The following is a 7,914-nucleotide window of genomic DNA, read 5'->3' on the forward strand; positions in this document are numbered from 1 at the left end:
GACCGCACGCGGCGCTCGGCGTTCACCACTCCACGACCGCCTCGTCGCGGCCGGTGCAGCCATGGGCGAAGCGTCGGGCTGGGAGCGGCCGAACTGGTACGCCAACGAAGGCCAGACGGCCGAGTACCAGTACTCGTACAGGCGTCAGAACTGGTTCGAGAACTCTGCTGCCGAACATGCTGGGTGTCGTGAGCGGGTGGCCCTGTTCGATCAGACGTCATTTGCGAAGTACATGGTCCACGGGCGCGACGCGACTGCTGTCCTGAACCGAATCTGCGCAAACGACATCGATGTTGCGCCCGGCACCTCGGTGTATGGCGCCTGGCTGAACGACAAGGGCGGCATCGAAGCTGACCTCACCGTCAACCGGATGGGTGAGAACGAGTACATGGTGGTGACCGCCGTGGCGACCCAGATCCGTGACATGGACTGGCTTCAGAAAAACACTCCTGCCGATGCGAACGTCACGTTTACCGATGTCACCTCTGGCCTGTCGTGCCTCGCCGTTCAGGGCCCGAATTCACGTGCGCTGCTTCAGGGGCTGACCGATGCTGACCTCTCGAACGAGGCGTTCCCGTTCGGCGCCGCCCGTGAGATCGACCTCGGTTATGCGAAGGTCGTCGCGCTCCGGATGACCTACGTGGGCGAGCTCGGCTGGGAGCTGTACATCCCGACGGAGTTCACCATCCACGTGTACGACCTGATCGTTGCCGCCGGCGTCGACCACGGTCTCATGCACGCCGGCTACCACGCCACCAACTCGTTGCGGCTCGAAAAAGCGTTCCGACACTGGGGTCACGACATCACCGACGAAGACACCCCGTTCGAAGCGGGGCTGTCCTTCGCAGTGGCGTTCGACAAACCGGGCGGCTTCATCGGCCGCGAGGCGCTGTTGGCGCAGAAGGCCGCCGGCTTCGGCAAGCGCCTAGTGCAGTTCAAGCTCGACGATCCGGAGCCGTTGCTCTACCACGATCATCCGATCTTTCGCGATGGCAAGTTCGTTGGCCACACCACATCGGGCATGTACGGCCACACGGTCGGTGCTGCCATTGCCATGGGGTACGTCACCACCCCGGTCGACATGCCACGCGCCGCGGTACTCGAAGCAAAATTCGAGCTCAAGGTCAACGGCGCCAAGTTCGACGCGACCCCGTCCTTCCGCCCCTTCTACGACCCGAGATCTGAACGCCCAAAGCTCTGACGGGATCAGATCGCCCGAGTCCTGTGTCAGCTGACAGCGTTGCCGTAGCGATCAATCGCGTCGAGGAGGGCGTCAATGTCGTCGGGTTGCAGCGTCGTCGACATGCAGATCATGCGGAACGTGTTTATCCCGTGGATGGGCTGGAATCCGATCATTCCCGTGCCGTGCGACTGCATCTGTGCCTTGATCTTCGGCGGCAGTCCATGCAGCCGGTTGCGAACTCCGTCACCGAGGTTGTCGATCGAGCCGAGCGGTCGCAGCTCGGGTGGCACCCAGGCGAACACAACGTTGGTGAACGAACCGGACACGACCGGAACAAAGGCGCCGTCGCTCTCGGCGATGTGTTGGCGTGTGTAGTCGGCCATGGCCATTGCATGGTCGATGCGCGCCGCGAAGCCGACGTCGCCGTGCGCCTTCCATGCGAGCCACAGTTTGAGGACGTCGATGCGCCGTGCACATTGAAAGGTGCGGTCGCCTGAGTCGTACTCGGCGAACTGTTTGTCGGGTTGGAAGAGGTAGTCGGCGTGGCCAGCGAAACAGGCAGCCAACTGTTCGGGGCGCTTGACCAGCAGTGCCGTGCACTGCTGCGTCATCCCCATCATCTTGTGCAGGTTCCAGACGAACGAATCTGAGCGTTCGACACCAGCGAGTCGATGTGCGTGGGCCGCGGAGAAGAGTGCTGAGCCGCCGTAGCAGCCGTCGACGTGCAGCCACACGCCGTGTTGCTCGCACACATCGGCAACTGCGTCGAGGTCGTCGAAAGCCGACGTCACAGTGGTGCCCGCAGTGCCGATCACTGCGAGGGGGATCGCTCCGGCGCTGATTGCCGCGTCGATGGCCGCGGTGAGAGCAGCAGGGTCGATGCAGCCCTCGTAGTCGGCGTCGACTTTGACGACATGGTCGCTGCCGATACCGAGGAGCGCAGCCGACTTGGTGGCTGCGTAGTGCCCGGCTTCGGACACGAAGATGGCAAGGCGATCGCCGTTGCTGCCGCGCTGCGCGATATCGGGCTGGTGACGGTGGCGGGCGAGTTGGAGTGCGAACAAGGTGCCGACGCTGCCACCCGGGCAGAACATGCCGGGCGGCAGTGATGGGATTGGATTGGAACCGGCCTCGACGTAGCCCGCGAATCGGCCGAGCTTGTGGAGCACCGCGCTTTCCATGAGGGTGAACACTGGGGCAACCTCGAAGGTCGCGCCCGTCGTGTTGAGCGCCGACCCGAGCCAGTCGCCAACGACCGAGATTGGGTCGGGCCCGGCGAAGTTCTGGTTGACGAAGCGCGGATGGCTCGTGTGCATCGAGTGCTTGATCACGAGGTCGACTGCGGCCAGCACCGCATCGTCGTGTTCGGCCGAGGCCGCTTCGGCGAATGCCAAGCCGACGGTGGTGTCGAACGTGTCGATCAGTTCGCGGGGTGAAGCGAAGTTGATGACGAGATCATGGCCTCGCGGTGGATTGGCCAGATGGGCGGTTGCCCGAGCGGCAATCCCGGCAACGAGCTCATCGGTGGTTTTCGTCTCGATCACAGGATTCCCATTCGATGTGGCGAGCTCAGTGCTCGCGGATGTGCTGGAGACGAGACAACTGGCGGACGCTACATTGAGCCAACGTATTCGCCCTGCACGTTCACGGCGACCGAGATGGTCCGCTCGCTCCAGGTCGGCGTCGTCGCTGATGCAAGGCCGAGCCAGTCGACCAGTTGATCTTGGTGCGAGGTGCGCAGGCGGGCGCATCCCTTGCTCTGCGGAGAGGTCGGGACGTTGTTGGCGCCGTGGATTGCCTGACCGAGATCGAAGTAGAGCGGGCGGTACATGTTGCCGTTCAGCGGATTGTCGGCGGCAACCGGGAAGTCGCTGCTGTCGTGCCAGCCGCCGTTGTCGACCGCCGGATCAAACCGGAAGGCGCGTGCCTGGTCTTGGTCGCGTGTCTCATACCCCTCGGAGCCGGTTGACGTCGGGAAGCCGAAGACCAGTTGCTCGGCACCCTCGCCGACGAACATGAACTGACAGGTCCGGTCGATCAGGATCCACCTCGGCTGGTTGAGTGCCGACGTGAACGGCATTGGGAGTTCGTCCGCAGCGAGCAGCATCCGCTCTTCGGCACTGCCCGCAGCCATATCGGTCGTGTTGACTTCAAGCCCCATGGCGAGTCGTGCAGCGCAGAGCCGCTGGCGTGTGACCGGCCCTGAAACGCCGTCGACGAGAAGTGGTTGCGTGCCGATTTCTTCGAACAGCTTGTTGAGCTTGAGCTGTTGGATCTCGACGTTCTGGCGCACTGCTGCATCCACGACGGCTTTGTCGGGGTCGGCGCGTTGCTCGCCGGTGATGTCATCGAGGCCGTTGCCGGTACACACGTCGAGTAGCTGACCGACCTCGATGTCGGCGGTCGGCAGGTTGTTTTCGGCGCGTAGCGCAACAACATTCACGGTCTCGTCGTCGAACGCGTTGGCGATCAGACCGAGCGAGTCCAGTGCTTCGACTTCGACGACGCACGCCGGGTCGTAGATCTGTGGCTTGGGTTCGGTCGTCGTGGGTGCGATGGTGGTCTCGGGCAACGTGGCGACGGGCATCGAGGTGGCCGGTGCATCATCGGCGATCGCGGTGTCAGGAGTTGCCAGAGTTGCCGGGCTCGACTCGACAGCGGAAGGCTCGGTCACTCCAGCGCTTTCGGTGGCGCTTTGAACCGTGGCGCTGCACGCACTGATGACGAGCAACGCGCCGCCCAAGAACATGGTGATTCCTCGTCCGCGCATCCTCAGAAAGTACAGGCCGGGCCCGGCGACGTCTGGTCAAGCCATGCGATGGCAACGGTTTGTTTCGCGGTGGAGATCAGGCGCGTAGGGCAACGAGGTACTGGCCGCCGCCCTCTTGAATGTCACTGGTCAAGGCAAGGCCGGGCTCGAGGCGGCTGATCCGATCGATCAGCCACGCAGCCGTTGTGTCGGCGTCGGCAGCGGTCGGGCAGCGGCAGAAGATCTCTCGCCCGCCCTTCGCAGCGAGCCGGTCGACGGTCGGGATGATTGCAACCGGGTCGATCGTGAAGAGCTGTTCGTTCCAGACAACGACTGCTTCGATGTTGCCCTTGCCCGTGTTGCATCCACGATGGGCGAGGCGTTCATGGAGGTCGGTCGAGCCTTTCGACTTCCCCTTGCCCTTCTTCTTCGCCTTCCTGTCGGTCATCCGAGCATCGACACTCGGTCCGCGATCGTCGTTCACCGACATGCCCGGATCGACCGAGTCGTCGCACAACCAGCAACGCCAATTGTCTTGCTCACCGATGTCTTCAACGCGTGCCATGGTTGGAATGTAGGCGGTCACACTGTGTCAGGCACAGTGTGACCGGTCACTTGCGCAGAGGAGCGAGGGCGTCCATGCCGCGGTATGCAGCGGCTTCGCCCAAGTCGGCTTCGATACGCAGGAGCTGGTTGTACTTCGCGACACGGTCGGATCGGCACGGTGCGCCGGTTTTGATCTGACCGCAGTTGGTGGCGACGGCAAGGTCAGCAATGGTGGCGTCTTCGGTCTCGCCGGAGCGATGGCTCATGACCGAGGTGTAGCCGTGGCGGGTTGCGAGCTGCACGGTGTCCAGTGTCTCAGTGAGTGAGCCGATCTGGTTGACCTTAATGAGGATCGAGTTCGCGACGTCGTTGTCGATGCCCCGCTGCAGCCGAACGGAGTTGGTGACGAACAGGTCGTCGCCGACAAGCTGGGTCTTGTGGCCGACGGATGCGGTGAGCTTGGCCCAGCCGTCCCAGTCGTTCTCGTCCATGGCGTCTTCGAGCGACACGATCGGATATTTGTTGACCATCTCGGTCCAGTAGCCGGCCATTTCAGCGGGGGAGAGGACCTTGCCCTCGTGGGCGAGGTGGTACGCACCGTCTTTGAAGATTTCCGACACGGCCGGGTCGAGTGCGATAGCGATGTCAACTCCTGGCGTGAAGCCGGCCTTCTCGATGGCTTCCATCAGTGTGGTGATCGCCTCTTCGTTGGACGAGAGGTTGGGAGCGAACCCGCCCTCGTCACCGACGGCCGTCGAGAGGCCGCGGTCAGAAAGCACTTTCTTGAGGACGTGGTACGTCTCGGTGCCCCAACGCAGGGCTTCAGAGAACGATGGTGCGCCCACCGGCATCACCATGAACTCCTGGAAGTCGATCGAGTTGTCGGCGTGGCTACCGCCGTTGATGACGTTCATCATGGGGACCGGAAGGACGTGGGCATTCGGGCCACCGATGTACTTGTAGAGCGGCACGTCGAGTTCGATTGCCGCAGCTTTGGCAATGGCGAGGCTCGTGCCGAGGATCGCGTTGGCCCCAAAGTTGGCCTTGTTGTCGGTGCCGTCGAGGTCGAGCATGATGCGGTCGAGGAGGCGCTGATCGACTGCGTCCAGGCCAATGAGTGCGTCGGCAATTTCGTTGTTGACATGGCCGACGGCCTGCTGGACTCCCTTGCCCATATACCGGTCGCCGCCGTCGCGGAGCTCGACTGCCTCGTGCTCGCCGGTTGATGCGCCGGAGGGAACCGCGGCGCGACCTACCGAGCCCGAGTCCAACTCGACTTCAACTTCAACTGTGGGGTTGCCGCGAGAATCGAGGATCTCACGGCCGATGATGTTCAGAATTTCGCTCATACTTCGGCCACCTTAGAGGCCGATGCACGTTGCCGCTGTTGGTGTGCGGAGTTGTTTGGACTCGCCGTTGGATGCCAATACTCGGCGATATGACTGGCGATACTTGACACCGGGGAGCGCTGTCAGTCGTTGTTGTTGTTGTTGTTGTTGACTGCGACGATCTCATCCGGAGCATCGACCAGCACGTTGTCGAGGTACGAGGCGAGCGCCTGGTCGAGCGACACGTCGGTGGCACCCGCTTCTGAGAGGTACCAACGATGCTCAAGGAGCTGGTGGTAGATCTCAGCGGCCTCGAGTTTGTTGAACATCGACTCAGGGACCTGCGCCATGAGAGGTTCGAATCGCTGATCGAGCCATCGAACCGCAATAACGTTCTCGGGGAGCTGTCGAAACGTGACGCCCGTGATAGCCGACGTGGCGGACCGCTGCTGCTGCAGCTCGGCGCCGAACGCTCGAATGTCGTTGAGGAGTCTCCGGGCCTGATTCTCCGTGGTTTCGAGGCCGGTGACGTTCTTGAGCCGAAGACGGTGGTACCCGTGCTCGACGACCCGAGGGATGTAGCGCATGTGCCCGCTGTTTGGGTCACCAACGATGTCCATCTCCTCAACGTCGAACCCGAGGTCGTGCAGTCGCTGCAGTCGCTGCTCGATCCGGAAGGTTTCGCCAGGAACAAAGTCCGCAGGCTCGGTCAGTTCGGCCCACAACCCGTTGTAGCGGTCCTCGATTTGCAGTGAGACTTCCCACGGGTCGATGTCGGCGGCGAGTTGCTTGCCCATCTGGAGATCGAGCAGCCCACCGGCGACGTGCTCGGTGGCGATCTGGAGGTCGTATCGACGCTGACCTTCGCTGAGCTGCGGATATCGCTCCCCGGTCTCCATGTCGATCACGTAGGCGGACAGCGCACCTGCGTCGCGCCGAAAAAGGGTGTTCGAGAGCGAACAGTCGCCCCAGAAGAATCCGGCAAGGTGGAGCCGGACCAAGAGTCCGACCAACGCGTCAAGTACGCGTTCGCCCAGGTAGGGGATGGTCAAGCCGCGTCCAGAGAGCAGCGTGCGGTACGGAATCGAGTAGTCGAGGTGCTTCGTGACGAGCATGCCGTCGGATGAGTTGGGCTTGCCGGTGACGGCGGCCACGACCTCGGCAGTCGGAAGGCCGGCGTCGTCGAGTTCTCGAAGCAGGCGGTATTCCCGCTCAACCAGATGGTTGGGGAGCTCTTTGATGACATAGCTGACGTCGCCGAGTTCGATCAGCCGGACGACGTGGCGGTGCAAGCCCAAGACGCCGTGCATCTGCGGGAGATCCCAATCGGTGAGCGCCTGATCGAATGGCAATGTGGCGATGAGCGGGTGGTCAGACGGACTTGCGAGTTGGAGACGCACAGGTTGAGTTTGGCTGGTCGGGTTGCTGCTCACCGGTTGAGCGCGACTTTTGGAAAGAAATCCTCATGGTGACGCAGAAATCCGTCGATGGACGCACATGGAACCGGTGGGGACGCGATCGCACGACAAGGACGCGCCGCGGGCAAGTCACGACGTGTACTTCCACATGGTTCCCGTGTCGGCCCCAACAGCGCTCGTTCCGCCGCAGCCATCTCTGGCTCCCGTTGCTCCACCTGTTCTGCTGACCGCAGATGTTGCGGCGGCGGACACGAGCGCGTCGACTCCTGGACACGGGAAATCCAATGTGGCGGTTCGCGCGCTTCTTCCGATGCTGCCTGTCCGCCTGGTCGCACTGACCGGTGTCGCGTTGTCGCTTTTCCTGCACGGGTGGCAGAGAGGCCGTGAGGTCGACGTTCAGCCACGGTTGGAGGCCCTCGCGCCTCGTTCGCTGATTGCCGGAGCGGTCGGCGTAATCGCCGTTGTGCTTTGGACGTTTATGGTCGTCGAGAACGCCCGTCGGATCATGGAACCAGCACGTACACAGGAGTCCCCTCGACCTGGCTATGCGGTCAGGACGTGGATCCTGCCGGTGGCCTTCATCGTTGCTTCCTTGGGTGCAGTCAGCTATCTCTCAAGCGAGCTCAACTCGCCGATCAAAGGTACTGAATCGTCGATCCCCGTGATCCTTGGGATCGTCTCGATCCTTGC

7 protein-coding genes are annotated in these 7,914 nt (G+C 62.6%); 2 read left to right on the forward strand and 5 right to left on the reverse strand.

Going from position 1 to position 7,914, the window contains the following annotated elements; translation table 11 throughout:
* A partial coding sequence (locus tag ACH2EI_RS10160) for an aminomethyltransferase family protein (protein ID WP_395159938.1) occupies positions 1 to 1,201 on the forward strand: 1,201 nt, incomplete at its 5' end.
* Between the two features lie 26 nt (positions 1,202 to 1,227).
* Here the strand turns inward: ACH2EI_RS10160 and ACH2EI_RS10165 are convergent.
* From ACH2EI_RS10165 to ACH2EI_RS10185, 5 genes are all read right to left on the reverse strand, one after another.
* Positions 1,228 to 2,727 carry a pyridoxal phosphate-dependent decarboxylase family protein gene (locus tag ACH2EI_RS10165; protein WP_395156686.1) on the reverse strand — a complete coding sequence of 500 codons (1,500 nt, stop codon included), beginning with the start codon at positions 2,725 to 2,727 and terminating at the stop codon, positions 1,228 to 1,230.
* 68 nt (positions 2,728 to 2,795) lie between these two features.
* Positions 2,796 to 3,953, reverse strand: a complete 1,158-nt coding sequence (locus ACH2EI_RS10170) for a L,D-transpeptidase family protein (RefSeq protein WP_395156684.1) — start codon at positions 3,951 to 3,953, stop codon at positions 2,796 to 2,798.
* A 76-nt stretch (positions 3,954 to 4,029) separates the two neighbouring features.
* A complete protein-coding gene (locus ACH2EI_RS10175) occupies positions 4,030 to 4,497 on the reverse strand; it encodes a hypothetical protein (RefSeq protein ID WP_395156682.1) in 468 nt (155 codons plus the stop codon).
* Positions 4,498 to 4,543: 46 nt separating this feature from the next.
* The gene (eno, locus tag ACH2EI_RS10180) at positions 4,544 to 5,827 is read right to left on the reverse strand and encodes a phosphopyruvate hydratase (RefSeq protein ID WP_395156680.1); all 1,284 of its coding nucleotides are present in this window, start codon (positions 5,825 to 5,827) and stop codon (positions 4,544 to 4,546) included.
* A gap of 122 nt (positions 5,828 to 5,949) precedes the next feature.
* Positions 5,950 to 7,206 carry a DUF4032 domain-containing protein gene (locus tag ACH2EI_RS10185; RefSeq protein ID WP_395156678.1) on the reverse strand — a complete coding sequence of 419 codons (1,257 nt, stop codon included), beginning with the start codon at positions 7,204 to 7,206 and terminating at the stop codon, positions 5,950 to 5,952.
* Between the two features lie 328 nt (positions 7,207 to 7,534).
* Between ACH2EI_RS10185 and ACH2EI_RS10190 the strand changes: the two genes are divergently transcribed.
* The coding region (locus ACH2EI_RS10190) for a hypothetical protein (protein ID WP_395159940.1) at positions 7,535 to 7,914 on the forward strand (380 nt) is incomplete at its 3' end.

Origin of the sequence: Ilumatobacter sp., from assembly GCF_041688325.1 — a bacterium.
Taxonomy (GTDB): domain Bacteria; phylum Actinomycetota; class Acidimicrobiia; order Acidimicrobiales; family Ilumatobacteraceae; genus Ilumatobacter_A.

Bases quoted from the DNA above. Each gene is read 5' to 3' on its own strand.
- eno (WP_395156680.1), bottom strand. From the start codon at position 5,827: ATGAGCGAAATTCTGAACATCATCGGCCGTGAGATCCTCGATTCTCGC.
- ACH2EI_RS10175 (WP_395156682.1), bottom strand. From the start codon at position 4,497: ATGGCACGCGTTGAAGACATCGGTGAGCAAGACAATTGGCGTTGCTGG.
- ACH2EI_RS10170 (WP_395156684.1), bottom strand. From the start codon at position 3,953: ATGCGCGGACGAGGAATCACCATGTTCTTGGGCGGCGCGTTGCTCGTC.